At 72.6% G+C, this 26,314-nt stretch carries 20 protein-coding genes and 1 other RNA gene; 13 read left to right on the top strand and 8 right to left on the bottom strand.

Features of this window, described 5'->3' with window-relative positions; translation table 11 throughout:
- Nucleotides 1–167: 167 nt before the first annotated feature.
- Nucleotides 168–2,513, top strand: coding sequence for a ComEC/Rec2 family competence protein (locus ACFZ8E_RS22280; protein ID WP_405043808.1), 2,346 nt, complete (start codon nt 168–170; stop codon nt 2,511–2,513).
- On the opposite strand, the gene lexA is transcribed toward ACFZ8E_RS22280, so the two are convergent.
- Nucleotides 2,507–3,247, bottom strand: coding sequence for a transcriptional repressor LexA (gene lexA, locus ACFZ8E_RS22275; RefSeq protein ID WP_243933128.1), 741 nt, complete (start codon nt 3,245–3,247; stop codon nt 2,507–2,509). The two genes, ACFZ8E_RS22280 and lexA, sit on opposite strands and share 7 nt — an antisense overlap.
- 171 nt (nt 3,248–3,418) lie before the next feature.
- Entirely contained in the window at nt 3,419–4,357 is a 939-nt protein-coding gene (locus ACFZ8E_RS22270; RefSeq protein ID WP_405043807.1) for an NAD(P)-dependent oxidoreductase, read from the bottom strand.
- A gap of 297 nt (nt 4,358–4,654) precedes the next feature.
- Between ACFZ8E_RS22270 and ACFZ8E_RS22265 the strand changes: the two genes are divergently transcribed.
- The 3 genes from ACFZ8E_RS22265 to ACFZ8E_RS22255 all read left to right on the top strand — a co-directional run bounded on the left by ACFZ8E_RS22265 (nt 4,655) and on the right by ACFZ8E_RS22255 (nt 6,453).
- Complete coding sequence (locus ACFZ8E_RS22265) at nt 4,655–5,038, top strand: response regulator (protein ID WP_147729619.1); 384 nt, start codon at nt 4,655–4,657, stop codon at nt 5,036–5,038.
- Nucleotides 5,039–5,076: 38 nt separating this feature from the next.
- The gene (locus tag ACFZ8E_RS22260; RefSeq protein ID WP_243933132.1) at nt 5,077–5,601 is read left to right on the top strand and encodes a protein phosphatase CheZ; all 525 of its coding nucleotides are present in this window, start codon (nt 5,077–5,079) and stop codon (nt 5,599–5,601) included.
- Between the two features lie 66 nt (nt 5,602–5,667).
- Nucleotides 5,668–6,453 (top strand): creatininase family protein, encoded by a 786-nt coding sequence (locus ACFZ8E_RS22255; protein ID WP_405043806.1) that lies wholly within the window; start codon nt 5,668–5,670, stop codon nt 6,451–6,453.
- Between the two features lie 53 nt (nt 6,454–6,506).
- Here the strand turns inward: ACFZ8E_RS22255 and ACFZ8E_RS22250 are convergent, their stop codons facing one another.
- The 6 genes from ACFZ8E_RS22250 to ACFZ8E_RS22225 all read right to left on the bottom strand — a co-directional run bounded on the left by ACFZ8E_RS22250 (nt 6,507) and on the right by ACFZ8E_RS22225 (nt 16,854).
- Entirely contained in the window at nt 6,507–8,879 is a 2,373-nt protein-coding gene (locus tag ACFZ8E_RS22250) for a PAS domain-containing sensor histidine kinase (protein ID WP_405043805.1), read from the bottom strand.
- Between the two features lie 172 nt (nt 8,880–9,051).
- Nucleotides 9,052–11,667, bottom strand: a complete 2,616-nt coding sequence (pepN, locus tag ACFZ8E_RS22245; RefSeq protein WP_405043804.1) for an aminopeptidase N — start codon at nt 11,665–11,667, stop codon at nt 9,052–9,054.
- 160 nt (nt 11,668–11,827) lie between these two features.
- Nucleotides 11,828–13,915 (bottom strand): family 2A encapsulin nanocompartment cargo protein cysteine desulfurase, encoded by a 2,088-nt coding sequence (locus ACFZ8E_RS22240; RefSeq protein ID WP_405043803.1) that lies wholly within the window; start codon nt 13,913–13,915, stop codon nt 11,828–11,830.
- On the bottom strand, nt 13,902–15,293 hold the full coding sequence (locus tag ACFZ8E_RS22235; protein ID WP_405043802.1) for a family 2B encapsulin nanocompartment shell protein: 1,392 nt from the start codon (nt 15,291–15,293) through the stop codon (nt 13,902–13,904). Before ACFZ8E_RS22235 ends, ACFZ8E_RS22240 begins: the two co-directional genes overlap by 14 nt.
- 474 nt (nt 15,294–15,767) lie before the next feature.
- Nucleotides 15,768–16,628 (bottom strand): serine O-acetyltransferase, encoded by an 861-nt coding sequence (gene cysE / locus ACFZ8E_RS22230; protein WP_405043801.1) that lies wholly within the window; start codon nt 16,626–16,628, stop codon nt 15,768–15,770.
- A 28-nt stretch (nt 16,629–16,656) separates the two neighbouring features.
- Nucleotides 16,657–16,854, bottom strand: coding sequence for a hypothetical protein (locus ACFZ8E_RS22225; RefSeq protein WP_147727347.1), 198 nt, complete (start codon nt 16,852–16,854; stop codon nt 16,657–16,659).
- Between the two features lie 257 nt (nt 16,855–17,111).
- Here ACFZ8E_RS22225 and ACFZ8E_RS22220 point away from each other — a divergent pair, with 257 nt between their 5' ends.
- From ACFZ8E_RS22220 to ACFZ8E_RS22180, 9 genes are all read left to right on the top strand, one after another.
- A complete protein-coding gene (locus ACFZ8E_RS22220) occupies nt 17,112–17,537 on the top strand; it encodes a YeeE/YedE family protein (RefSeq protein WP_405043800.1) in 426 nt (141 codons plus the stop codon).
- On the top strand, nt 17,534–17,986 hold the full coding sequence (locus ACFZ8E_RS22215) for a DUF6691 family protein (protein WP_405043799.1): 453 nt from the start codon (nt 17,534–17,536) through the stop codon (nt 17,984–17,986). The genes ACFZ8E_RS22220 and ACFZ8E_RS22215 overlap by 4 nt, the downstream gene beginning before the upstream one ends.
- A gap of 363 nt (nt 17,987–18,349) precedes the next feature.
- Nucleotides 18,350–18,790, top strand: coding sequence for a VOC family protein (locus ACFZ8E_RS22210; RefSeq protein ID WP_147727343.1), 441 nt, complete (start codon nt 18,350–18,352; stop codon nt 18,788–18,790).
- Between the two features lie 44 nt (nt 18,791–18,834).
- Nucleotides 18,835–19,243: RNase P RNA component class A (gene rnpB, locus ACFZ8E_RS22205), an RNA gene on the top strand.
- A 522-nt stretch (nt 19,244–19,765) separates the two neighbouring features.
- Complete coding sequence (rsmH, locus tag ACFZ8E_RS22200) at nt 19,766–20,812, top strand: 16S rRNA (cytosine(1402)-N(4))-methyltransferase RsmH (protein WP_405043798.1); 1,047 nt, start codon at nt 19,766–19,768, stop codon at nt 20,810–20,812.
- Nucleotides 20,809–21,225 carry a hypothetical protein gene (locus tag ACFZ8E_RS22195; RefSeq protein ID WP_147727345.1) on the top strand — a complete coding sequence of 139 codons (417 nt, stop codon included), beginning with the start codon at nt 20,809–20,811 and terminating at the stop codon, nt 21,223–21,225. The genes rsmH and ACFZ8E_RS22195 overlap by 4 nt, the downstream gene beginning before the upstream one ends.
- Before the next feature lie 5 nt (nt 21,226–21,230).
- Nucleotides 21,231–23,147, top strand: coding sequence for a peptidoglycan D,D-transpeptidase FtsI family protein (locus tag ACFZ8E_RS22190; protein ID WP_405043797.1), 1,917 nt, complete (start codon nt 21,231–21,233; stop codon nt 23,145–23,147).
- Nucleotides 23,144–24,607, top strand: a complete 1,464-nt coding sequence (locus ACFZ8E_RS22185; RefSeq protein ID WP_405043796.1) for a UDP-N-acetylmuramoyl-L-alanyl-D-glutamate--2,6-diaminopimelate ligase — start codon at nt 23,144–23,146, stop codon at nt 24,605–24,607. Before ACFZ8E_RS22190 ends, ACFZ8E_RS22185 begins: the two co-directional genes overlap by 4 nt.
- A gap of 208 nt (nt 24,608–24,815) precedes the next feature.
- The gene (locus ACFZ8E_RS22180) at nt 24,816–26,282 is read left to right on the top strand and encodes a UDP-N-acetylmuramoylalanyl-D-glutamyl-2,6-diaminopimelate--D-alanyl-D-alanine ligase (RefSeq protein WP_405043795.1); all 1,467 of its coding nucleotides are present in this window, start codon (nt 24,816–24,818) and stop codon (nt 26,280–26,282) included.
- Nucleotides 26,283–26,314 lie beyond the last annotated feature (32 nt).

Raw genomic sequence — 26,314 nt, 5'->3', positions numbered from 1 at the left:
CGTCTAGATCGCTCTGCGACGGAGGGAAAGGCGGTTCGTCGTCCCCGACGACGCACGGAAGCTGGGGACCTGCGCCCGGACCCGGCCCGGACGGCTCTAGCACGCCCTCGCGGATGCGTTAAGAATCGGGTCGGCGCAGCCGTTTCGCGCCGACCGGTGTGCCGATCATGGCGCGGGACATCGCACGATCGACGGGACGGGCCGTCGCCACGTCGGCATCAGGCCGCTTCCCGTCGCCCGCCGTGCTCGGGCCGGCCGTGCGCGGCTGGGTCGTCGGCGGGCTCGCGATCGAGGCCGAGCAGCGGCGGCTGTTTCCCTGGCTCGCGGTCGCCTTCGGCGCCGGCATCCTCGCGTTCTTCACCGCCACCGACGGCATGCCCTCGCTCTGGGCGCCCCTCGTCGCAGCCGGCGCCTGCGCCGCGACCCTGCCGTTCCTCGGTGCCCGGCCCGCGGCGCTGGCCGTCGCCCTCGGGCTGATGGCGGCGCTCCTCGGCTTCGCGGCGAGCGCCCTGCGGGTCGCGCAGGTGGCGGCGCCGGTGCTGACCCGCACCATCATCGCGCCGCTCGAAGGCCTGATCGAATCGCTGGAGGAGCGTGAGGAGGGCGCCCGCCTGGTGGTGCGGGTCGCGAGCCTCGGCACGATGGCCGCGGCCGAGCGGCCGGTCCGGGTGCGCGTCTCGTTCAAGAAGGCGCCGCCCCTGCGGCCGGGCGACTTCATCGCCGCCACCGCCCGCCTGCTGCCGCCCCCCGAGGCGGCCCGCCCCGGCGGCTACGATTTCGCCCGCGACGCCTACTTCCGCGGGATCGGCGCGGTCGGCTCGCTCCTCGGCAAGATCGCGGTGAAGCCGCCGCCCGAGCCGGTGCCGTGGTCGCTCCGGCTCGCGGCCGCCGTGGACGACGCTCGCAACGCGCTGACCCGCAGGATCACCGACGCCAACGGCGGTCAGGCGGGCGCCGTCGCCGCCGCCCTGGTGACCGGCAAGCGCGGGTTGATCGCGCTGGCCACCAACGACACGCTGCGGGCGGCGGGGATCTACCACGTGGTCTCGATCTCAGGGCTCCACATGGTGCTGGCCGCCGGGGTCGTGTTCTGGCTCGTCCGTGCCGGCCTCGCCCTGGTGCCGTTCCTGGCGCTGGCCTGGCCGATCAAGAAGATCGCCGCGGCGCTGGCGATGGTCGGGGTCACCGCCTACTGCGTCTTCTCCGGCTGGGACATCGCGGCCGAGCGTTCCCTCGTGATGACCCTGATCATGCTCGGGGCGATCCTGGTCGATCGCCCGGCGCTCAGCATGCGCAACCTCGCTCTCGCCGCGCTCATCGCGCTCTCGCACGAGCCGGAAGGCTTGCTCGGCCCGAGCTTCCAGATGTCGTTCGGGGCGGTGGCCGGCCTCATCGCCTGCGCCCGCCTGATCGATGGAGGGATGTTCCGCCGCGACGGGGCCGGGCGGATCGGCCGGCTGATCGCGCTGTCGCTGACGACGGTGGTCGGCACACTCGGCACGACGCTCGTGGCGCAGGTCGCGACCGCGCCCTTCGCCACCTACCACTTCCAGACCGTCCAACCCTACGGGCTGATCGGCAACGCGCTCACCCTGCCGCTGGTCTCGCTCGCGGTGATGCCGGCGGCGGTGCTGGGCATCGTCGCCTACCCGTTCGCCCTCGACCAGCCGGTCTGGTGGCTGATGGGACTGGCGGTGCGCGGCATGCTGACCATCTCCGGCTGGATCCAGGGGCTCGGGCGCGCCAACGTCGTGGTCCCGGCCTTCGGCACCGCCGCGCTCGGGTGCCTCGCCGCGGGGCTGCTGCTCGCGACGCTCCCGGTCTCGCGCCTTCGCTGGCTCGCCCTGCCGCCGGCGCTGCTCGGGCTCGGCCTAGCGACGATGCCGGCCCGCTACGACATCTACGTCGACCGCCAGGGCAGCGGGGCGGCGGTGCGCCGCGCCGACGGCAGCCTCGTCGCCCTCGGGCGCCCGTCGAACTTCGTGCTGGAGCAGTGGCTGAAGGCCGACGGCGACGGCAGGCCGGGCGCGCAGGCGACGGGCGGTCCCGCCTGCGATCGGATCGGATGCACGCTTCGGTTGGCCGACGGGCGCGCGGTGGCGCTTCTGAAGGATCGCCGCGGCTTCGCGCAGGATTGCGCCAAGGCCTCGGTGCTGATCACGGCGCTCGCCGCACCGCCGGGCTGCGCCGCCGCCCTCGTCATCGATCGCGCCTACCTCGCCAGCCACGGCGCCGTGGCGATCCGCGTCGAGCCGAATGGCTTCATTCTGGCCGACACGCATGAGCCGGGACGGACGCTGCCGTGGCGCCCCGCGATGGTCCGTCCCCCGCCCCAGGGAACGGATGACGAGGCAGCGGGCGGATCGTCGCCCGCGGCCGAGCCCAAGCCGAAGGACGTCCCGTTCCAGGGCATGGCCGCCCCGCCCCCCCGGGCGGAGGAGGCCGACCCGGCACCCGACGATCCGACCGCGGACGGCCCGAACCCGGAGATGCCGGGCGATACCCTTCAGTAACGGCGCACGAGGCTGACCAGGCGGCCCTGGATCTGCACCCGATCCGGCCCGAGCACGCGGGTCTCGTAGGCCGGGTTCGCCGCTTCGAGCGCGATCGACGAGCCGCGACGGCGCAGCCGCTTCAGCGTCGCCTCCTCGTCGTCGATCAGCGCCACGATGATGTCGCCGGTGTTGGCGGTGTCCTGCTTGCGGATGACCACGAGGTCGCCGTCGAGGATGCCCGCCTCGACCATCGAGTCGCCGCGGACCTCCAGGGCGTAGTGCTCGCCGCCGGCCAGGAAGTCCGGCGACATGGTGATCGCGTGGCTCTGGTTCTGGATCGCCGAGATCGGCGTGCCGGCCGCGATCCGGCCCATCACCGGGATCGACACCGCGCGACCGCTGTCGTCGACCATCTGCGTCGTGGAAGGCCGCGGCGGCACGGCCTTCGAGCGGCCGCCCTCGACCACGCTCGGGGTGAACCGGCGCGGCGCGGCGGGAGCTGCCGGCACCGGGGCGGGCGCGCTGGAGCGGCCGGCGCCGTCGGGCATGCGCAGCACCTCGATCGCCCGAGCCCGATTCGGAAGCCGGCGCAGGAAGCCGCGCTCCTCCAGGGCGGTGATCAGCCGGTGGATGCCGGATTTCGACTTGAGATCGAGGGCGTCCTTCATCTCGTCGAACGACGGCGGAACACCGTCCTCGCGCATCCGCTCGTCGATGAATCGCAGGAGATCCAGCTGTTTACGGGTCAGCATCGGCGCGGCTCGCAGGAATGCGCGGCCACACGAAGGTGGAGCCGCAGAAACAAAACACGAACACGTTAAACGTTCGTCAAGTGTTCCGCAAGGGTTCTCATCGGCCGATCCGACCGGTGCGTTGAATTTCGTCGCGCGCCGAGCCCCTTTTCGATCGCTGCGCTGCGGGGCTCAGCCCTCGAGGCTGCGGCGCACGGCGCGGGCGGTGACCGCCGAGACGCGCACGTTCGATTCCCGCGTCACGCCGGCGATGTGCGGGGTCAGGATGAGGTTCGGCACGTCGATCAGCGCCGCGCCGCCCGCGGCGTCCACGGGCTCCTGGGCGAACACGTCGAGCGCCGCCCCGCCGAGGTGCCCGGACCGAAGCGCCGCGGCGACCGCGGCCTCGTCCACGACGCCCCCGCGGGCGGCGTTGATCAGGATCGCGCCCGGCCGCATCCGGGCGATCGCCGCCGGCCCGATCATGTCGCGCGTCGCCTCGGTCAGCGGCACGTGCAGCGAGAGCACGTCGCTCGTTGCGACCAGCGCGTCGAGGGTCAGGCTCGCCACCGCGCCGTGCGCCGGGCGCCATGCGGCGTCGTCGGACGCGAGGTGCGGGTCGAAGGCGGCGACGCTCATGTCGAGGGCCGCCGCACGGCGGGCGGTCTCGCGGGCGATCGCGCCGAAGCCGACGAGGCCGAGGCGCTTGCCGGCGATCTCGCGTCCCATCAGCGCGTTGCGCGGCCACGCGCCCGCGGCGACCTGCGCGCTCGCGCCGTAGGCGCCGCGCAGCAGCAGCAACGCGGTGCCGATCACGTACTCGGCCACCGCGCCGTCGTTGGCGCCGGTCGCGGGATGGACGGCGATCCCGCGGGCGGCGCAGGCGGCCAGATCGATGTTGTCGAGCCCGACGCCGAGGCGGCCCACCACCCTGAGGTCGGGTGCCGCCGCGAGCAGGCCCGCGCGCACCTGCGTGCGGTTGCGGACGATCAGCCCGGACGCGCCCGCGAGCGCCGCGCGCAGGGCGTCCGGCCGGTCGACCAGGGTCGGATCGTAGAGCGTCTCGAACCCGGCGAGCTCCGCCGCGATCGCGGCCTCGTCCATGAACTCGCTGATGACGACCTTGCGCATGGGGCGGCGATCCTTCTCCGCGGCCGGGCCGGTGCCGGCGGGCTGCCCGCTCTGCCGCGGCGTCCGGGCGACGTCGCGGCTGGGGGCATCGTCATCACGCAGCCGAGCGCGTCGGTAAAGGCGGCCGCGCCGCCTATCCGAGTGGGTGCGCCGATCGCAGCGCGATTAACCGCTTCGCAATGCCGCCCGGCGTAAGGTCCCGGGCATGAGGTGCGACCAGCGACAGCGCCTCCCGACATTGCGTGACCGACGCCGACGGCGGAGCCGGCGATTCGGAGACACCGGAGCAGTTTGACCATGGCCCTCGATCTCAGCATGCCGATCCTGGTCGTCGACGACTACCAGACGATGGTTCGCATCATCCGCAACCTGCTCAAGCAGCTCGGCTTCGAGGAGGTCGACGACGCCTCCGACGGCACGGCCGCGCTGGCGCGCCTCAAGGGCCGCAAGTACGGCCTCGTGATCTCCGACTGGAACATGGAGCCGATGACCGGCTACGAGCTGCTTCGCCACGTCCGCGCCGACGAGGGCCTGCGCACCACGCCGTTCATCATGGTCACCGCCGAGTCGAAGACCGAGAACGTCATCGCCGCCAAGAAGGCCGGCGTGAACAACTACATCGTCAAGCCGTTCAACGCCGCGACCCTGAAGAGCAAGATCGAGGCGGTCTGCGGCGCCTGACCGACCTTTCGGGGCCGACACGCGGAGGAATGCTGACGATGGGTTTGCAAAGACCGCTCGGCGCGACGATCAACCCGGCGACCATGGTGTCCGAGTTGATCGAGATCGCGGACTACATCGCCCACGTGCGCGACGAGATCGCGGCCCTGCGCGCCAACGAGCTGACGCACGACCGCATCCCGATGGCGCACGAGGAGCTCGGCAACGTCCTCGCCGCGACCGCCGGCGCCACCAACACCATTATGGAGGCGGCCGAGTCGATGCTGGCGCTCCCGGACGGGCCGGAATACCGCGCCGCGGTCGAGAGCGGCATCGGCACGATCTTCGAGGCCTGCGCCTTCCAGGACATCACCGGCCAGCGCATCGGCAAGGTGGTCGCCGCCCTGCAGCAGTTCGAGCTGCGGCTCGCGCGCTTCGCCAGCGCGGTGCGGGCGCGGGACGCCGCCGGACAGGACCCGGCCGAGGCCGAGCGCAACGAGCGCGCCCAGCGCCTGCTCCTCAACGGCCCGCAGCCGAACGGCCCGGCGACGGCGCAGGACGACATCGACGCCCTGTTCGCCTGAACCTCGACGGGAAGGGGCCGGCTCCGCTACAGCGTTGCGCCTGACGTCGGGGCATCGGGGGACAGCATGGCGGCACGGCTCTGGTCCGACCTGACCGCGCGCGAGGTCTCCGGGCGCGGCATGGGCCGCACGGTCGCGGTGCTGCCGGTGGCCGCGATCGAGCAGCACGGCCCGCACCTGCCGCTCTGCACCGACGTGGCGATCATGGAGGGCTACCTCGCGCGCGCCCGCGCCCTGGTGCCGGCCGATCTCGACGTGCTGGTGCTGCCGGTGCAGTCGGTCGGCAAGTCCGACGAGCACGACGCCTTTCCCGGCACCCTCTCGCTCACCACCGCGACCGCGCTCGCCGCCTGGACCGAGATCGGCGCGGGCGTGCACCGGGCCGGCTGCAACCGGCTGGTGATCGTCACCTCGCACGGCGGCAACAGCGCGCTGATCGACCTCGTGGCCGGCGATCTGCGCGCCCGCTTCGGCATGGTCGCGGTGACGACCGCCTGGGCGCGGTTCGGCTATCCGGAGGGATGCTTTCCCGACGACGAGATCGTCCACGGCATCCATGCCGGCGGGATCGAGACGGCGCTGATGCTGGCGCTTCGGCCCGACCTGGTTCGGCGCGAGGCGATCGCCGACTTTCCCTCGCGCACCCGTGCGATGGCCGGCGCCTTCACGCACTTGCGCGCCGGGCGTCCCGCCGCCTTCGCCTGGAAGGCCGGCGACCTCCATCCGTCGGGCGCGATCGGCGATGCCCGGCTCGGCACCGCCGAGGCGGGCGAGGCCGCCCTCGACCACGGCGCGCGGGCGTTCGTGGCGCTCCTGCACGACGTGGCGCGCTTCGACCTTTCGGGCGGGTAGCCTCGACGTCGCATCGATTCGGGAGCGGGGCCGGGCTTCGCCCCGGCTCCCTGTCAGGCGCCGGCCGGCTGCGGCTGCCGCGCGCTCGCCCCGGACGCCTCGCGGAGTGCCGCGACGGTCTGCTGCCCGGCATCCTCCGCGGCCACCGTCGCGAGGTGCTCGCTGGTCGGGCGGGGCAGGCGCACCAGGACGATGGTGCCGACGGTCTCCTCCGAGCGGATGCGCAGGGAGCCGCCGTGCAGCTCGGCCATGGAGCGGGCGATGGCGAGGCCGAGGCCGGAGCCCTTGTGGCTGCGGGTGAGGTTGGTCTCGACCTGCGAGAACGGCGCGCCGAGCCTGGCGAGCGCCGCCTTCGGGATGCCGATTCCGGTATCCTCGATGAACAGGTGAGCGTGGTCGCCGGCTGGGCGGGCGCGCACCGCGATCCGGCCGTTGGCGGGCGTGAACTTCACGGCGTTCTGCAGCAGGTTGACCAGGATCTGCTGCAGGGCGCGCTCGTCGGCGAGCAGCGCGAGGCCGGGATACAGGTCGACGGCGACGTGGAAGTTCTTCTGCCGGGCCGGCTCGGACACGAGCTTGAGCGCGTTGGAGACCGCCGCCGCGACGGCGATCTCGCGGCGCGCGAGCCGGACGCGGTGCGACTCGATCCGCGACATGTGGAGGATGTCGTCGATCATCGAGAGCAGGTAGTCGCCGCTGGCGCGGATGTCGGCGCAATACTCGCCGTAGCGCGCCGAGCCGAGGGGGCCGTAGAGCTCGCTCGCCATCAGCTCCGCGAAGCCGATGATCGCGTTGAGCGGCGTGCGCAGCTCGTGGCTCATGTTGGCCAGGAACTCGGATTTCGCCTGGTTGGCCAATTCCGCCACCGCCTTCTGGTCGAGGTAGCGCTCGGCGAGGTCGGCGAGCTGCTGCGTCTGCAGCTCCAGCGTGCGGCGCGACCGCTTGAGATCCTTGACCGTCTCGATCAGCTCGCGTTCCGAGGCGACGAGCTGCTCCTGGTGCCGCTTCAGGTTGGTGATGTCGGTGCCGACCGAGACGTAGCCGCCGTCCTTGGTCCGCCGCTCGCTGATCTGCAGCCAGCGGCCGTCGGTGAGCTCCGCCTCGAAGGTGCGGGCGGTCGCGCTCGCGGTGTCGGTCTCGGGCATCTCGCGCCGGATCTGCGGAAGCACGCCGCGGCCCATCACCTCGTCGTAGCGGCGGCCGACCTGCGCGTCCTCGGGGCTCAGCGCATGCAGGTGGCGGAACTTCGAATTGCACAGGACGAGGCGGTTGCTCGTGTCCCAGATCACGAACGCCTCGGAGATCGCCTCGACGGCGTCGCGCAGGCGCATGTCGTTGGTGGCGCTGGCCTCGGCGAGGTGCTGCTGCTCGGTGACGTCGACGGCGATGCCGACGAGGTGGCGGCCGCCGTCGGTCACGTCCGGCACCACCTCGGCGCGGGTGCGCAGCCAGATGTAGGCGCCGTTCGCGCCGCGCATGCGGAACGCGTGGTCCACCGCGGTCTGGCTCGCGGCGAGCCCGCGGGCGAGGCTGTAGAGGTCGCCGTCGTCCGGGTGGACCAGGGCGTTGACGTCGCCGAACGACAGGAACTCGCGCTCGCGGCGGTAGCCGAGCAGCGCGTACATCGAATCCGACCAGTAGATCTGCCCGCGCGGGATGTCCCAGTCCCACAGGCCGCAGGCGCCGCGGCCGAGGGCGGTGTCGAGGCGCTGGCGGATCTGCTCGCAGACCTTGTCGATCGCCTTCGCCCGGCGGCTCTGGAGCCCGTAGGCGAGGCCGACCCCGACGATGACGAGGGCGGCCGCCGCGACGAGGATGGCCTGGTGCCGGGCGCGGCCCGTCCAGGTCGCGGTCAGCGCCTCGACCGACTGCATCACCGCGATCCGGTCCTGGCCGTCGGGCAGGCGCCGCATCGCCGCGAACACCGTGTCGCCGCCGGCCAGCGCCAGGCGCATCACGCCGGCGCGCTCGCCCAGCGTCGAGAGCGCTTCCGCCTCGCCGAGCACGGTCTGGAGCGTCTCGGCGCCCGCGGGCAGCGGCGGGCGGGCCGCGACGATGCGCTCGCCGCGCGCCACGATCAGCACCCGGCGCCCTGCCGGGAGCGCGCCGGCGGGGAACAGGTCGGCGAGGCTCGCCTGGGCCGCCTCGTCGCTGCCGACGCGGCCGGCCAGCGCCCCCGCCGAGAGGCGGGTGAAGGTCTCGAGGTCGGCGCTCGCGGCGGCGAGCAGCTCGTCGCGCTGGTTCTGGAGGTGGAGCGCGGTCAGCCCCGCCAGGCAGGCGAGGAAGGTCGCCAGCAGGGCCGGCACCGCGTAGCGCAGCCACGCCTCGGCCTGGACGAAACGCGCGGCCGGAGCCCGCGTCGGCCAGTGGATGCCGAGAATCGTATCCGCACGCGCGGAGAAGGAAGCGGAATCCGCCTCCGGCATGGTCGACCTCGTGACATGAAAGCGTCCGGGCCGTGCTGCGCCGGCCTCGAATCTGAATTCAGTTCATCACTTTCCCGGGTGATTTGTCCACGGCTTTTTTCCAGCCGAGCTTGACTCCCGGCCGCATCTAGCGACTCGGATTCGGCGGAGAATCGTCAATGTTAAGCGATGGTTAACCGGCTTCGAGGGTGCGGGCGGCGATGTCGGCCACGTCCCGCGAAAGCGCGGGGATCGCCTTGATCCGGTTGAGGATTTCGGCGGCCTTTTCCCGCCGCGAAATTTCCCATCGGCGCCACGGGGAAAAGGCGGTAAGGAGGCGCGCGGCGAGCTGCGGATTGATCCGGTCGAGCGCTTCGATGCGCTCGGCCACCAGGGCGAACCCGCTTCCGTCGGCCCGCGCGAACTGGGTCGGGTTTCCGAGCGCGAAGCTGGCGATCAGCGCCCGCACCCGATTCGGGTTGGTCATGGCGAAGGCCGGGTGCTCGGCGAGCCCGGCGATCCGCGCCCGCGTGCCGTCCTCGGGGATCATCGCCTGGATCGCGAACCACTTGTCGAGGACGAGCGGCTCGTCGGCATAGGTGCTGCCGAAGGCGGCGAGCGCCGCCTCGCGGGCGTCCCCCGGGATCGCCGCGATCACTCCGAGGGCGGCGAGGCGGTCGGTCATGTTGCGGGCCTCGCGCAGCTGGGCGAGGGCGCCCTCGGTCCCCGCCGCGGGATCGGCCGCCGCGATCAGGTCGAGGCAGGCGTTGGCGAGAGACCGGCGGCCGGCCGAGGCCGCATCCGGGCTGTAGGCGGTCTCGTGCGACGGCCGCAGCGCCGACATCAGCCCGTCGAGGCGCGGGCGCAGCCGCGTTCCGAGGACCGCCCGAAGGGCGGTGCGGGCGGCGTGGATCGCATCCGGGTCGATGTCGGCGGCGATCTCGCTGGCGGCCTCGCCCTCGCCGGGAAGCGCCAGGACCAGGGTGGCGAAGGCCGGGTCGGCCAGGGCCTCGCCGTCGAGGAAGGCCCCGAGCGCGTCGGCGAAGGCCTCGGCCGCCCCCGGCGCCGCCGGTCCGAGGATCAGGCGCATCGCGATGCCCTGCGCCGCCTGCCAGCGGTTGAACGGGTCGGTGTCGTGGCGGAGCAGGGTGAGGCGCTCGGCGTCGGTCAGGTCGAGGTCGAGCCGCACCGGGGCCGAGAAGCCGCGCAGCAGCGAGGGGACGGGCGGCTCGGCGACGTTCTCGAACGCCACCGTCGCGGTCTCGGCGTCGAGGACGAAGACGCCGCCGGCGACCGCGGCCGACGTCGTCCCGGCGAGCGGGCCGGCCGTGCCGACGAGGCCGAGCGCCACCGGAATCACCAGCGGCGGGCCGGCCGCCTCCAGGCTCTGGCGGAAACCGAGCGTGCAGCGCCGGGACGCCGCGTCGTAGGCGCGGGTCACGGCGAGCGTCGGCGTGCCGGGGCGCTCGTACCAGCGCGCGAAGGCCGTGAGGTCGCGTCCCGTCACCGCGGCGAAGGCCGCCAGGAAGTCCTCGACGGTGGCCGCCGTGCCGTCGTTGTCGGCGAAGTACCGGTCCATGCCGGCCCGGAAGGCGTCGGCCCCGATCAGCGTGCGCAGCATCCGCACGATCTCGGCGCCCTTGTCGTAGACGGTCGCCGTGTAGAAGTTGTTGATCTCGGCATAGGCCCCCGGCCGGACCGGGTGCCGGAGCGGGCCGGCATCCTCTGGGAACTGCCGCGCGCGCAGATTGCGGACCTCGCCGATGCGGTGGACGGCGCGCGAGCGCATGTCCGCGCAGAATTCCTGGTCGCGGAAGACCGTCAGGCCCTCCTTCAGGCAGAGCTGGAACCAATCGCGGCAGGTGACGCGGTTGCCCGACCAGTTGTGGAAGTACTCGTGCGCGATGATGCGCTCGATCGCGGCGTAGTCGCCGTCGGTCGCGGTCTCGGGCGAGGCCAGGACGTACTTGTCGTTGAACAGGTTGAGGCCCTTGTTCTCCATCGCGCCCATGTTGAAGTCCGACACGGCGACGACGTTGAACACGTCGAGGTCGTAGGCGCGCCCGAAGGTCGCCTCGTCCCAGGCCATCGAGCGGATCACCGCGTCGAGGGCGTAGGCGGCGCGCGGCGCCTTGCCGGGCTCGACGTAGACCGCGACCGCGACGGCCCGGCCCTCCATCGTGGTGAAGTCCTGCGCGACCCGGTCGAGGGCGCCCCCGACGAGGGCGAACAGGTAGGCGGGCTTCGGGTGCGGGTCGTGCCACACGGAAAAGTGCCGTCCGGTGCCGGGCACGTCGCCGGCCTCCACCGGGTTGCCGTTGCCGAGCAGCACCGGGGCCTCCGCGCGCTCGGCCTCGATCCGGGTGGTGTAGACCGCCATCACGTCGGGCCGGTCGAGGAAGTAGGTGATCCGGCGGAAGCCGTCGGCCTCGCACTGGGTGCAGTAGACGCCGTTCGAGCGGTAGAGCCCCATCAGCTTGGTGTTGGCGGTCGGGTCCACCCGCGTCGCGATCGTCAGCTCGAACGGCCCTTGCGGCGGCGCGTGCAGCGTCAGCCCGGCCGGACTCGCCGCGTAGGCGTCGGCGGCGAGCGGCACGCCGTCCAGCTCCAGCCCCTCCAGGACGAGGTCGTCGCCGTCGAGCACCAGGGGGACGCCGGTGCGGCCGGCCGGGTTCGGGCGCAGCGCGAGCCTCGCCGTGATCCGCGTGTCGTGCGGCGCCAGCCGCACGTCGAGGTCGACGCGGTCGATCAGGAAGTCGCTCGGTCGGTAGTCCTGAAGCCGGATCTGGACGGGCGTATCGGTTCGCATGCGGGGCCTCGCTCGGCTGGCCGGAAGTCGGGACCGTTCTGGTCCCGCCGCCGCCGCGGTGCAACGGCGATGCCCGCCGGCCGATCGACAAACGGGAAGGCCCGATGCCGCGGCGACGGCATCGGGCCTTCGTTCGTGCCGGCGATCCTGCCGAACGCCGCTACCGCGGCAGGCGGTGCAGGGCCTTGAGGAACACGTCCACGTCCGCACGGGTGTTGTAGAAGGCGAGCGAGGCGCGGATCGACTGGTCGACGCCGAAGCGGCGCAGGGCCGGCAGGGCGCAATGGTGCCCGGAGCGCACGGCGACGCCGTGGCGGTCGAGGTGGTGGGCCACCGCCTCGTTCGTCTGTCCCTCGATCACGAAGGACATCACGCTCGCCTTCTCGCGGGCGGTGCCGATCAGGCGCAGGCCCCTGATGTCGGCGAGGCCGGCCTGCGCATAGTCCAGCAGGTCGTGCTCGTAGGCCGCGATCGCCGGCAGGCCGACGCTCTCGAGATAGTCGAGCGCCGCGCCGAGGCCCACGGCGCCGGCGATGTCCGGCGTGCCCGCCTCGAACTTTTCCGGCGCGCCCTTGAAGACGGTCTTCGTGAAGGTGACGTCCTCGATCATGTGGCCGCCGCCCTGCCACGGCGGCATCGCCGCGAGGAGGTGCGTCTTGCCGTAGAGCGCGCCGATGCCGGTCGGCCCGAAGACCTTGTGGCCCGAGAACACCACGAAGTCGGCGTCGAGCGACTGCACGTCGATCGGGATGTGCGGGGTCGACTGGGCCGCATCGACCAGCACCGGCACGCCGTAGGCGTGGGCGAGGGCGATGATCTCGCGGACCGGGTTCACCGTGCCGAGCGCGTTGGCGACATGGGTCACCGAGACGATCTTGGTCCGGCCCGACAGCAGGGCGGCGTACTGCTCGAAAATGATCTCGCCGCGATCGTTGACCGGGATCACCCGCAGGGTCGCGCCGGTGGCCTGGCTGAGCAGCTGCCAGGGCACGATGTTGGCGTGGTGCTCGATCGTCGAGACGATGATCTCGTCGCCCGGGCCGATATTGGCCCGGCCGTACGAGTTCGCGACGAGGTTGATCGCCTCCGTCGTGCCGCGCAGGAAGACGATGTCGTCCTTCGAGGGCGCGTTGAGGAAGCGGCGCACCTTCTCGCGGCCGCCCTCGAACAGGTCGGTGGAGCGCGCGGCCAGCGTGTGCGCGGCCCGGTGGATGTTCGAGTTGTGGCGGGCGTAGAACTCGGAGGTCGCGTCGATGACCGATTGCGGCTTGTGCGTGGTCGCCGCGTTGTCGAGCCAGACCAGGGGGTGCCCGTTCACGCTCTGGTGCAAGGCCGGGAAGTCCTTGCGGATGTGCTCGACGTCGAAGGGCGCGCCCGCCGGGCTCGACCGGGTCGAGGTCGCGCGCGGGGCCGGCCCGTCGTGGCGCGCGGGCTCGACGCGGGGCGTGGCGTGCGGCCTCGACGCGCGCGAGCCCCCGGTCAGGAAGTAGTAGTCGCCCGACGAGAACGGCTCGTCGGGGCCGGGCTCGACCGTGCGCACGGGATCGCCCGAGAGCCGGCCGGTGCGCCGGAAGTTCTCCTGGGCGACGTCGACCCCGCGCTTCGACGGGTCCGCCGGAACGAGGGACGGCGCGATCGCGTGGGCGAAGGCGTTGGCCCGCGGATGATCCTTCGCGACGGTCCGGTGCAGGTCGCCGCCGCCGGGGAGGAAGGCGGCGACGTCGGCCACGCTCGGCACGAAGAATTCCGGCAGGCCGTGCCGCGTGGACGGAACGCCGCGCTGCGCCGCGCGCGGGTCGGCGAGTGGGTGGACCGAGGGGATCGTCGTGACGTCGAGGAGGCCGGCGCTCGTCGGCGCGGGCGTCCCGCCGAACGGGTTGGCGGCCGACGGCCCGGTCAGGCCGGGAAGCCCGACGCTCGGGCCGCCGACGTTGCGCGCGCCGAAGGCGGCGTCGGGCTGGACGCCCGACGAGGTGCCCGACGGCATCGAGGGGGTGCCGATCGCGGCACCCGGGAGCGACGGCTGCCCGGGGCCCTGGGGAAGGGTCTCCAGGCCTTGGGGACGCTGCGGCGACGCAGGCACGGCGGGGGCGAGCGGGGCGGAGGTCGCGTTGCACTGACCGTAGATCTCGCGGGCGAGGCGCCCGACGAGATCGGCATGGGCGAGGGAGCCGGCGGCATCGCCCGTCGCGCCCGTGGGGATGCCGATGGCGGAGATGCCCAAGACGGCGGCCTCAGGCGTAGTCATGGTAGTTGCCGAGCAGCACGTTATCGAGGCGGGCGATCGCGTCCTCGACCAGCACCGCGGCCGAGAAGTAGCGGGTGACGAGGTGCGAGGCGATCGAGTGGTCGTTGGTGCCCATGTAGCGCACCGACAGGCCCGGCTCGATCTCGCCGGTGACGCCCGACTTCTGCAGGCCGACGACGCCCTGCTCGCCCTCGCCGACGCGCAAGAGCAGGATCGAGGTGGTCTGGGCGCCGGTCGCCGGGTCGGTGTCGATCGGCAGCTTGTCGCTCGGCACCAGCGGCACGCCGCGCCAGGTCAGGAAGGGCGCGCCGAACAGGTGCACCACGACCGGCGGCACGCCGCGGCGGGTGGCCTCGCGGCCGAAGGCGGCGATGGCGCGGGGATGCGCCACGAAGAAGGCGGGCTTCTTCCAGACCAGGGTCAGAAGCTCGTCGAGATCGTCGGGCGTCGGCGGGCCGGAGCGCGTCGGGATGCGCTGGCGGCCGCCGACCTCGTTGAGCAGGCCGAACTCGGAGTTGTTGAGCAGCTCCCACTCCTCGCGCTCCTTCACGGCATCCACCGTCAGGCGGATCTGCTCGCGGAGCTGATCGATCTCGTTCGAGTAGAGATCGGTGACGCGGGTGTGGGTGTTGAGGATCGTCTGGATCGTCGAGAGGTGATACTCGCGCGGATCGATCTCGTAGTCGACGAAGGTCGTCGGCAGGCGCGGGGCGCCGGTGTGGACGGCCAGCAGCTCGATGCCCTGCTCGCCGTGGCTGTTGATGTGCCCCTTCAGGCGGTCGCGCTCCTCGACGTACTGCGCGATGCGGTTCTTGACCGCGTCGTCGTCGAGGGCCGCGCGGTCGAGGGTGAGCAGGGTCACCGCCGAGAGCGCCTTGACGGCGGGCGCGGGCTGGCTGCCGCCGACCAGGGTCTCGTCGCCGAAGAAGTCGCCGCGGGTGGCGAGACCCGAGCGCAGCCGGTTCTTGTAGGGGCCCGACAGCGATAGCTCGACGGTGCCGTCGGCGACGATCGTCAGGCTGCGGTCGCCCGCGCCGCCCTCCGAGATCGTCTCGCCGGCATTGTGCCGGCTCTCGGTGAACCGGTCCGCCAGCGCGGCCAGCTCGGCATCGCCGAGGCGGCTGAACGGCGGCACGGCGCGCAGCGAGGCGGGGCTGATCGCGCGGCCCTTGCCGTCCGAGGCGAGGTCGATGCGGCCGGGCTTGGCCAGCACCACGGCGCGACGGTTCACGCGGTAGACGCCGCCGTCGACGTCGACGAAGGGCAGCAGCCGCAGGAGCCAGCGCGGGGTGTTGGCGAGGTTCTGGACCGACGTGACGGTCGCGGTCGATAGATTGCGTGCTGCCGATGCGCCCACGCTCTGCCCTTGTCCGCTCATCGTTCGTCGTCCCCGCTTGATTGTCGTTCGAGCCCGGGCACGTTGCTGTGCCGGCATGATGTATCGGCCGCAGCCATCCCGCATGAAGGGATGGCGCGTTCGGATGAAGCATCGAATGCTTGACGTCCACCCACGACGACCTGCGTCGCGTCTTGGAACGTTCGTGGTCTAGCCTCGGCCGCGATGCGCGGTCAATAGAACGATTTTCTCAAGTTGCGATGTCTTGCAGAAATGCCGGCTATCGAATGCTGGTATGATGAATTACGGTGCCGTGCAGTCATGTTTCTGGAGAATGTACTTCTCCAAAAGCCTCGTCCGGCGCGATGAAGGGCAAGCTCGTCCCACCGTCCGCTCGACCGTTCCGACGCCCGCGCGGGACGAGCGACCGTTCCCGTCGCCGAGACGAGCGAGACGGCGCAGCCGCCGGCGCCTCCGATCGTGGCCGCGAGCCGGCCGCCTTCGCATCGGCCCGTGTCAGATCCCGTCCCCGAAGAACTGGTCCATGCTCTGGGCCGGCTCCTCGCTGCGCGGCAGCTTCGACACCACGCGCGCCGGCACCCCGGCGACCGTGGTGTGGGCCGGCACGTCGTGCAGCACGACCGCGGCCGCCGCGACGCGGGCGCCCTCGCCGACGCAAATGTTGCCGAGCACCTTGGCGCCGACGCTGAGCAGCACCCCGCGCTCGATCTTGGGGTGGCGGTCGCCACTCTCCTTGCCGTTGCCGCCGAGCGTCACGGATTGCAGGATCGAGACGTCGTCGGCGATCACCGTGGTCTCGCCGATCACCACCCCGGTGGCGTGATCGATGAACACGCCGGAGCCGATGCGCGCCGCCGGGTGGATGTCGGCGCCGAACACTTCCGAGATCCGGCTCTGCACGTGCAGCGCCAGCGTCGCCCGGCCCTGGTGCCAGAGCCAGTGCGCCACCCGGTAGCCCTCCAGCGCCGCCAGGCCCTTGTAGAACAGGAACGGGTCGAGATAGCGCCGGCAGGTCGGGTCGCGCTCGCGGATGGCGACGAGGTCGCGCACCGCGTGGGCGCCGGCATGCGGGTCGGCCTCGAAGGCGGCGAGGCAGAGGTCGCGCATCGCCAGCCGCGACAGGTCGCCGTCGCCGAGACGGTGCGCGAGCCGGTAGGCGAAGGCCTGCGCGATGCTGCGCTGGTCGAGGACGGTCGCCTGGATGATGCCGGCATAGAGCGGCTCCTCCACCAGCGCCGCCTCGGCCTCGGCGCGGACCTCCGCCCAGACCGCGTCGACGCTCGTGCTGCGGCTCGTCGTCCGCAGCGGCGCCTGCGGCAGGGAGGAGCGCGCCTCGAGGATGGCTCCGAGGCTCATGCGGCGACCCGCGAGCGGATCGGCATCCTCACGCCGTCCGCTTCTCGAAGAGATCCGGCAGGTAGCGATGCAGGGTCTCGTGGCCGTCGAACTTGACGTCGAGGGTGACCCGGGCCGCCTGCGCCTCGTCGTGCGTCTCGACCACGCGACCGAGGGCGTGGCGCCAGATGCCGAGCGCTTCGGCGACGTCGAGCCGAGCGAACACGACCTGATCGCCCTCGGCGATCGCGGCGGCAGCGCCGGTGCGATGCGCCCCCGCCCGCGGCGAACGAACCGGGGTCGGCGGCGCGAGGACGTCGTTGTCCTCCCAGGGGTCGAATTCGGAGATGCTTTGCGTCGCGGAAGCTCTGTCCAGCAGCATGATTCTTCCGTTAAGTTATTGACTTTATTAAATAATTGGTGATCCTGCGGGGGATTGCAAGCCTTGTTTCCGGCGACCCCGCGCGATACGCCGGCCGCCGCACGCGAAGGAGGACCGCCCGCATGACCAGCATCGATCTGTCCGCGCTCGCCGGCGGAGCGCTGATCGGCCTCTCGGTGGCGCTGCTGCTGCTGCTGAACGGCCGCATCGCCGGCATCAGCGGCCTCGTCGCCGGCCTCGGCACCGACCGGGGCGAGCGCCGGCGGGTGGATGCCGCCTTCGTCGCCGGCTTGCTGGTCGGGCCGCCGGCCTTCGCCTGGCTCTCCGGCGCGTGGCCGGAGACGCGGATCGTCGCCTCGCTGCCGGCGCTCGTCGTCGCGGGCCTGCTCGTCGGGTTCGGCACGCGGCTCGGCTCGGGCTGCACCAGCGGCCACGGCGTCGCCGGCCTCGCCCGTCTGTCGCCGCGCTCGCTCGTGGCGGTGCTCACCTTCCTGTCGGCCGGGATGGCGACGGTGGCGGCGGCACGCGCCTTCGGGGGGGCGTGGTGATCGGCCTCCGGCGCCTGCTGGCGGGGCTCGTGGCGGGCGTGATCTTCGGGGTCGGCCTGTCCGTGTCCGGCATGCTCGACCCGGTGCGGGTCCGCGGCTTCCTCGACGTCACGGGAGCCTGGGACCCGAGCCTGATGTTCGTGCTCGGCGGCGCGGTCGCCGTCTCGGCGCTCGGCTATCGCCTGTCCCGCCGGCTGCCGCGGCCGGTCCTCGCCGACGCCTTCCAGATCCCGACGAACCGCCGGATCGACGCGGCCCTCGTCGGCGGGTCGGCCGTGTTCGGGATCGGCTGGGGGCTCTCCGGCTTCTGCCCCGGGCCGGCGGTCGCGGCCCTCTCGACCGGGAGGCTGCCCGTCGCCGTCTTCGTCGCGGCGATGCTGGTCGGGATGGCCGCCCACCGCTTCGCGACGGCGCCGGGATCGAGAGCCGCCGCGGGGCCGACGCGATAAGATCCCGGCGCACGGTCCGCCCGCCGGACGATCGCGCCGCCAAGCCCGGACGCCGCCCTGACGGGATCCTGTGCGAAGCCGCCCCGAGGACGAAGAACGTCGCCGACGGGGCGGAGATCGTCGGGGCTCTTCCTTCGAAGCCCTGCGGCCCGACGGGGATGCCGCCGCCGCGTCGGCCGACGCGATCCAGGCACAGGCCGCGATTCGCGACCGCGCCGACGGGTACGGCCTACCGGCCGCCCGATCGGGCGCTAGCTACCGCGGCGACCAGCCCGGCGCCGCGACCTTCGTCGGCTGCGCCGGGCGTCCCGCAGATCCGGCCGGGGAGGCGGGACGCCGCTCCGGCCCAACAGGATGCCGCCTATGGAATATCTGCACACGATGGTGCGCGTCGCCGACCTCGACACGGCGCTCGCGTTCTACGTCGACACCTTCGGATTGCAGGAGGTGCGCCGTATCGACAACGAGAAGGGCCGCTTCACGCTGGTCTTCCTCGCCGCCCCCGGCGACGCGGCCCGCGCCGAGACCACCAAGTCGCCCCTGGTGGAGCTGACCTACAACTGGGACCCGGAGACCTATTCCGGCGGGCGCAACTTCGGGCACCTGGCCTATCAGGTCGACGACATCTACGCCTTCTGCGCCCGGCTGAAGGACAAGGGCGTCACCATCAACCGGCCGCCGCGCGACGGCCACATGGCCTTCGTGAAGTCGCCGGACGGCATCTCGATCGAGATCCTGCAGAAGGGCGGCGCGAAGGAGCCGCAGGAGCCGTGGGCCTCGATGGAGAACACCGGCAGCTGGTAGCCCGCTTGACCCGGGCGGCCGATCCGGCCCACATCCGCGCCGGATCAGTCGGCCGGGCGGCCGCTCCGGGCGTCAGCCCGGGGAGGAAAGTCCGGGCTCCATGGAGAGACGGTGCCGGATAACGTCCGGCGGGGGCGACCCCAGGGACAGTGCCACAGAGAGCAGACCGCCCCGGGCCGCGAGGTCGCGGGGTCAGGGTGAAAGGGTGCGGTAAGAGCGCACCGCGGACGCGGCAACGCGGACGGCACGGCAAACCCCACCGGGAGCAAGACCGAATAGGGGCGGCGCGCCTCGCCTCGCGAGAGGCAGAGGCAGGCCCGCTCTCCAGGCCAGTCGCCCGGGTTGGTTGCTCGAGGCGGTCGGCAACGATCGTCCCAGAGGAATGGCCGCCACGTCCGGGTGCCTCGCGGCATCCGGGCCCTACAGAACCCGGCTTACAGGCCGGCTGATCCGCTCGTTCGCGGCCCGGCGCGTCGTCGGGAACCCCGGCAAAGCCGTTGACGGATCGTGCCGATCCTCGGGCGGCTGCAGGATCGTGGGGAATATATGCCCGCGCTGGGCGAAGCTGTGCGAAGCTTTCGCCGGCTGACGCTTCCACGTCGTCACTACAGTCATTGATCGCAGCCCGAACCTCGGCCGACGCGACGAAAAATTGACCGTCGGTTAACCTTGTCGAGGTCAGATCGGACGTCCGCGATGCGGGTCTTCGCTTGCGTTGACGATCGTCAGAGGCCCATGGTACCCGCCAACATCTCGTCAACGGTGACTTCCGGATCGACGGACGCGCCCCGCGCCCAAGCGGGGATCGCCCGTGTGCGGGCCTTTGGCCGCCGCATCACCGGGACCGCCCAAACCGACCGCGCCGCGACGCAGCGGCCGGGTGCAGGCAGCCATGAGCCGAACCGTTCCCCCCGTCCACGGCGGGCTGCCTCGGCCGCGCGCGGCCCGGCGAACCTCCGCAGGCGGGATGCCCCGATGACGCGCAAGCCCCTGGAGCCGGCCGGCGGACCGCACGTTCCGGTGCTGCTCGACGAGGTGCTGGCCGCCCTCGACCTGTGCGGGGCCGGGCTTGCGGTCGACGGCACCTTCGGCGCCGGCGGCTACACCCGCGCGATGCTTACGGCCGATCCCGACCTGCGCGTGATCGGCATCGACCGAGACCCGTCGGCGATCGCCGGCGGCGCCGGCCTCGTCGCCGCCGCGAACGGGCGGCTCACCCTGGTTCCCGGACGGTTCGGCGCCCTCGACGCCCACCTCGCTGAGCTCGGCGAGGCGCAGGCCGATCGGATCGTGCTCGATATCGGCGTGTCGTCGATGCAGATCGACCAGCCCGAGCGCGGCTTCTCGTTCCGCAACGACGGCCCGCTCGACATGCGGATGGCCGCCACCGGCCTCAGCGCCGCCGACCTCGTCAACGAGGCCGAGGAGGCGGAGCTCGCCGACATCATCTACCATTACGGCGAGGAGCGGCGCTCGCGCGCGGTGGCCCGCACCATCATCGAGGCGCGCCGGCGCGGCCGGATCGAGACCACGGCGCAGCTCGCCGACCTCGTCGCCGGCGTCGTCCGCACCGAGCCCGGCAGCGGCATCCATCCGGCGACGCGCACGTTCCAGGGCCTGCGCATCGCGGTCAACGACGAGCTCGGGGAGCTGGTCCAGGCGCTGCACGCGGCCGAGCGGATGCTCGGGCCGGGCGGGCGGCTCGCGGTGGTGACCTTCCACTCGCTCGAGGACCGCATCGTCAAGCAGTTCTTCTCCGCCCGCAGCGGCCGCGCGGTCCAGGCCTCGCGCCACATGCCGAGCGCGCTGCCCGGCGGCGAGCCCGCCGCCGCCAAGAGCTTCAAGCCGGTGACCAAGGGACCGGTGCTGCCCTCCGATTCCGAGACCGCGCGCAACCCGCGCGCGCGCTCGGCCAAGCTGCGGGCCGCCGAGCGCACGGATGCACCCGTGCCGGCGCCGCTCGCCGCGATCCAGGCGCTCGCCGCGCTTCCCGAAGCCCCGCGCGGAGGCGCACGCCGGTGATCCGCCTGCTCAACCTGCTCGCCGTCGCCGGCCTCGTCGCCTCGGCGATCTACGCCTACTCGATCAAGTACGACACGCTCTACCAGGGCGGTCAGGTCTCGAAGCTGAAGAGCGGCCTGCATGCCGAGCGGCAGGCCATCGCCGTGCTGCGCGCCGAGTGGCAGCTCCTGACCCGGCCGGACCGGCTGCAGGCGGCGGTGGAGAAGCACCTCGCCCTGGAGCCGATCGGCACCAGCCATCTCGGGCGCCTCGCCGACCTGCCGGCCCGGCCCGAGCGCGGCGACGAGATCGGCCGCCTGCTCGCGGCCACCGCGACGCCGAAGGAGAAGGGGCCGGCCTCCGAGCCCCGCACCACCGGATCGATCACCCGCACCGTCGTCACGACCCGCACGCCGAACGCGGCCTCGAGGTAGTCCCCGTGTCCCAAGACGCTCACGACGCCGCACCCGAAGACGCCGCCCGCGATCCGCAGGCCGCCGACCCGCACGCGCTGCCCGACGACGCGGCCGGGCACGATCACGCCGCGCCCGAGCTTGAATCCGCGCCGCGTTCCCACGCCGTCGAGGAGCCGGTGCTCGAGACCGAGCCGCGGGTCCATCCGGGGATGCGCCTGTTCCGGGCGATGTTCCGCCTCGCGATCGAGCGCTCCTACACCCGCGTCGCGCTGGTCGGCCTCGCGTTCCTGGCGGTGTTCGGCGCGATCAGCGTGCGGCTCCTGTCGATCGCGATCTTCGGCGCGCCGCCGAGCCAGGAGCACCGGGTGGCGGCCGCCGCCACCACCGCGATCCGGCCCGACATCATCGACCGCAACGGCGAGATCCTCGCCACCGACATCCGCACCGTCTCGGTCTTCGCCGAGCCCGGCAACATCTACGACAAGGACGAGGCGGTCGAGCTGCTCACCGCCGTCCTGCCCGAGCTGAACGCCACGGAGCTGCGCGCCAAGCTCACCCAGAAGCCGGGCAAGAAGGGCGTCGGCTTCGTCTGGGTGAAGCGCGAGCTGACGCCGAAGCAGCAGGCCGAGGTCCACCGGCTCGGCATCCCCGGCATCGGCTTCCTGCCCGACCACAAGCGCGTCTACCCGAACGGGGTCGCCGCCGCCCACATCATCGGCGCGACGAACCTCGACAACATCGGCATCGCCGGGATGGAGAAGTACATCGACAACCAGGGCAACAAGGCCCTGAACGAGTTCGGCTTCGTCGCCAAGCAGACCGACCTCAAGCCGATCCAGCTCTCGGTCGACCTGCGCGCGCAGTTCGCGGTGCGCGACGAGCTGGCCAAGGGCATCGAGCACTTCAAGGCCAAGGCCGGCGCCTCGATGATCCTCGACGTCCAGACCGGCGAGGTGATCGCGCTGGTCTCGATGCCGGACTTCGACCCGAACAACCCGGTCGACGCCCTGTCCGACGACAAGATCAACCGCATGAACGTCGGCGTCTACGAGATGGGCTCGACCTTCAAGGCGATGACCCTCGCGATGGCGCTCGAATCGGGCAAGTACAACGTCAACTCGACCTTCGACACCCGCGGCGGCGTGCTGAGCTGGGGCCGCCAGAAGATCCACGAGTATCACGGCACCAACCGCGTCATCACCATGCCGGAGGTGTTCACCCACTCGTCCAACATCGGCTCGGCCAAGATGGCGCTCGGCGTCGGCGTGCCCGGCCACAAGGCGTTCCTCAAGAAGATGGGCCTGCTCGACCGGATGCGGACCGAGCTGCCCGAGTCGGCCATGCCGATCATCCCGCCGCGCTGGACCGAGATCAACACCATCACCATCGCCTTCGGCCACGGCCTCGCGGTGGCGCCGATCCAGGCGACGGCGGCGGTGGCCGCGATCGCCAACGGCGGCTTCCTGATGACGCCGACCTTCCTCAAGACCGACGTCAAGGAGGCGATGGCGAAGGCGACGCAGGTGCTGAGCCCGCAGACCAGCGAGGCGATGCGCTTCATCATGCGGCTCAACGCGACCGAAGGCTCGGCCAAGAAGGCGGCGATCCCGTACTACTTCGTCGGCGGCAAGACCGGCACCGCCGAGAAGGTGATCGGCGGGCGCTACAACAAGAACCGCCTGTTCACGACCTTCATGGCGGCCGCCCCGATGGACAAGCCGAAATACCTGTTCGTGACCATCATGGACGAGCCGCAGGGCCTGCCGGAGAGCGGCGGCTACGCCACCGCCGCCTGGAACTCCGGCGTCGTCACCGGCAAGGTGATCGAGCGCGTCGCGCCGATCCTCGGCCTGCCGCCGCAATTCGAGTCGCCGGCCAAGCCCTTCCCGCTGATGGTCAAGCTCAACGCCTACCACGCCAGCATGGTCGGCGGCCCGTGAGCGCGCCGACCCTGGGCACCCTGTTCCCGGATGCGGGAACGGGCGAAGCCGGCCGCCCGGTGGCCGGGCTGACCGCCGACAGCCGCAACGTGGTGCCGGGCGGCGTCTTCGTCGCGGTGCCGGGGACCCGGGCCGACGGGCGGCTGTTCGCGGCCAAGGCCGCGGCGGCCGGCGCCGTCGCCGTGGTGGGGGAGGGCGACCGTCCCGCCGACCTGCCGCGGGATTGCGCCTGGATCGCCGTGGCGGATGCCCGCCGGGCGCTCGCGCTCGCCGCCGCGCGCCTGTCGGGCCGCCAGCCCGAGACCATCGTCACGGTGACCGGCACCGCCGGCAAGAGCTCGGTCGCCGACTTCGTCCGCCAGATCCTGTCGCGGATCGGGCGGGAATCGGCGAGCCTCGGCACCGTCGGCATCGTCACCAACCGCGGCGCCGCCTACGGCTCGCTGACCACGCCCGATCCGGTGACCCTGCACCAGACCCTGGCGCGGCTCGCCGACGACGGCATCACCGACCTCGCGATGGAGGCCTCCTCGCACGGCATCGAGCAGCGCCGCCTCGACGGCGTGCGGCTGGCCGCCGCCGGTTTCACCAATCTCGGGCGCGACCACCTCGACTACCATGCGACGGTCGAGGACTACCTCGCCGCCAAGCTCCGCCTGTTCGCGACCCTGCTGCCGGCGGGCGCGCCCGCCGTCGTCAACGCCGACGGCGCCTATGCGGACCGGGTGATCGCCGCCGCGACCGAAGCCGGCCACGCCATCCGCACCACCGGCCGCGCCGGCTCTGACATCCGCCTCCTTGATGCCCGCACCGAGGGCTTCGCGCAGGTGCTCGACCTCGACGGCCGCCACGGCCGACGCCGGATCCGGCTGCCGCTGGTCGGCGGGTTCCAGGTCGAGAACGCGCTCGTCGCCGCCGGCCTCGCGCTCGCCACGCCCGCCGGCGCCGCCGACCCCGACGGCGTGTTCGCGAGCCTGGAGCACCTCACCGGCGTGCCCGGCCGCATGGAGCGCATCGGCGAGGTCAACGGCGCGCTCTGCCTCGTCGACTACGCCCACAAGCCGGAAGCCCTGGAGGGCGTCCTCGTCGCGTTGCGCCCCTTCGCCACCGGGCGCCTGGTCGTGGTCTTCGGCTGCGGCGGCGACCGCGACCGCGGCAAGCGCCCGATCATGGGCGCCATCGCCGCGCGGCTGGCCGATACGGTGATCGTCACCGACGACAATCCCCGCTCCGAGGACCCGGCCGCGATCCGCGCCGCCATCCTCGCCGAGGCGCCGGGCGCCGGCGAGATCGGCGACCGCGCCGAGGCGATCCGCACGGCCGTGCGCGGGCTCGGGCCCGGCGACGTGCTGGTGGTGGCCGGCAAGGGTCACGAAACCGGCCAGATCGTGGGCGACCGGGTGCTGCCGTTCTCGGACCACGCAGTGCTGCGGGCGGCGATCGATGGGGATCTCCGATGAGCGCCGTTCCCGTGAAACACGACGACTGCCGCACGTCTCCCTCCCCCCTCTGCGGGGGAGGGTGGCCCGCGAAGCGGGTCGGGAGAGGGGAGCGACATCTCCGGACAACGCGCTCCCCTCTCCCGACCCTCGCTGACGCGAGGCCCACCCTCCCCCGCGAAGGGGGGAGGGAAGATGCGTTGCACCGTTGCGCTCGACCGGAGGCCGCATGAGCCCGAACGCCAAACCGCTCTGGACGGCGGCCGAACTCGCGGCCGCCACCGGGGGAACGCTCCAGGGCGAGCGCGGCGCCGTCACCGGCGCTTCGATCGACACCCGCACGCTGCAGCCGGGCGACCTGTTCTTCGCGATCCGGGGCGAGGCTCGCGACGGGCACGACTTCGTCCGCGCGGCGCTCGACAAGGGCGCGGGCACGGCGGTGGTCGCCGCCGACCGCGCCGCGTCGTTCGACGGACCCGTCCTGGCCGTGCCGGGGGAGGGCCCCGATCCGGTCCTCGACGCGATGACGCGCCTCGGCCGCGCGGCCCGCGCCCGCACCGCGGCCCAGGTCGTGGCCGTGACGGGCTCGGTCGGCAAGACCGGCACCAAGGAGGCCCTGCGCCACGTGCTGTCGGCGCAAGGGGAGACCCACGCCTCCGTCGCCTCCTACAACAACCACTGGGGCGTGCCGCTGACGCTGGCGCGGATGCCGGCCGAGAGCCGCTTCGGCGTGTTCGAGATCGGCATGAACCACCCGCGGGAGATCGTGCCGCTCGTCGCGCAGGTCCGCCCGGAGGTGGCCCTCGTCACCACCGTCGAGCCGGTCCACATCGAGCACTTCGCCTCGCTCTCGGCGATCGCCGACGCCAAGGGCGAGATCTTCTCGGGCCTCGCGCCCGGCGGCGTCGCGGTGCTCAACCGCGACAACCCGAGCTTCGCCCGCCTCCACGCCCATGCCCTCGCCTCGTCGGCCGGGCGCATCGTCACCTTCGGCGAGCACGAGGAGGCCGACGTGCGGGCGCGCCGGATCGTGCTGCGCCCCGACCTCTCGGTGGTCGACGCCGTGGTGATGGGCCAGCCGGTGACCTACCAACTCGGCACCCCCGGCCGGCACACCGCGATGAACTCGCTCGGCGTGATGGCGGTGATCCACAGCCTCGGCGCCGACCTCGCGCGCGCCGCCCTGTCGCTCGCGGCCCTGCGGCCGCCGGTCGGGCGCGGCGAGCGCACCGCGCTCCAGCTTCGCGACGGCGAGGCCTTCCTCGTCGACGAGAGCTACAACGCCAACCCGGCCTCCGTGCGCGCCGCGCTGTCGACGCTGGCGGCGATCGAGACCGGTCCGCGCGGGCGCCGCATCGCCGTGCTCGGCGACATGCTGGAGCTCGGGGCGGCCGCGGACGCGCACCACCGCGACCTCGCCGGCGCCGTCGCCGACCACGGCGTCGACCTCGTCTTCACCGCCGGCGCCCTGATGGGCCACCTGTTCGAGGCGCTGCCGGTCGCGCGCCGGGGCATCGCGGCCGCCGCCTCGGCCGACCTCGTCGAGCCGCTGGCCGCGATCCTGCGGCCGGGCGACGCCGTGATGGTCAAGGGCTCGAACAGTATTCGCATGGGTCGGATTGTCGAGGCGCTCAAAGCCCGCTACGCGAACCCCCCGGCGCGCCACGACGCGTCGGCCCTGTCCGCCGGGCCGTGACCGGCACCTGATCGTCCGCCGAGGCCCCGGGA

This window comes from Methylobacterium sp. HMF5984, assembly GCF_045033435.1.
Lineage (GTDB): Bacteria > Pseudomonadota > Alphaproteobacteria > Rhizobiales > Beijerinckiaceae > Methylobacterium.
The sequence above is the reverse complement of the archived record's forward strand: the minus strand, read 5'-3'. Positions and strand labels throughout refer to the sequence as shown.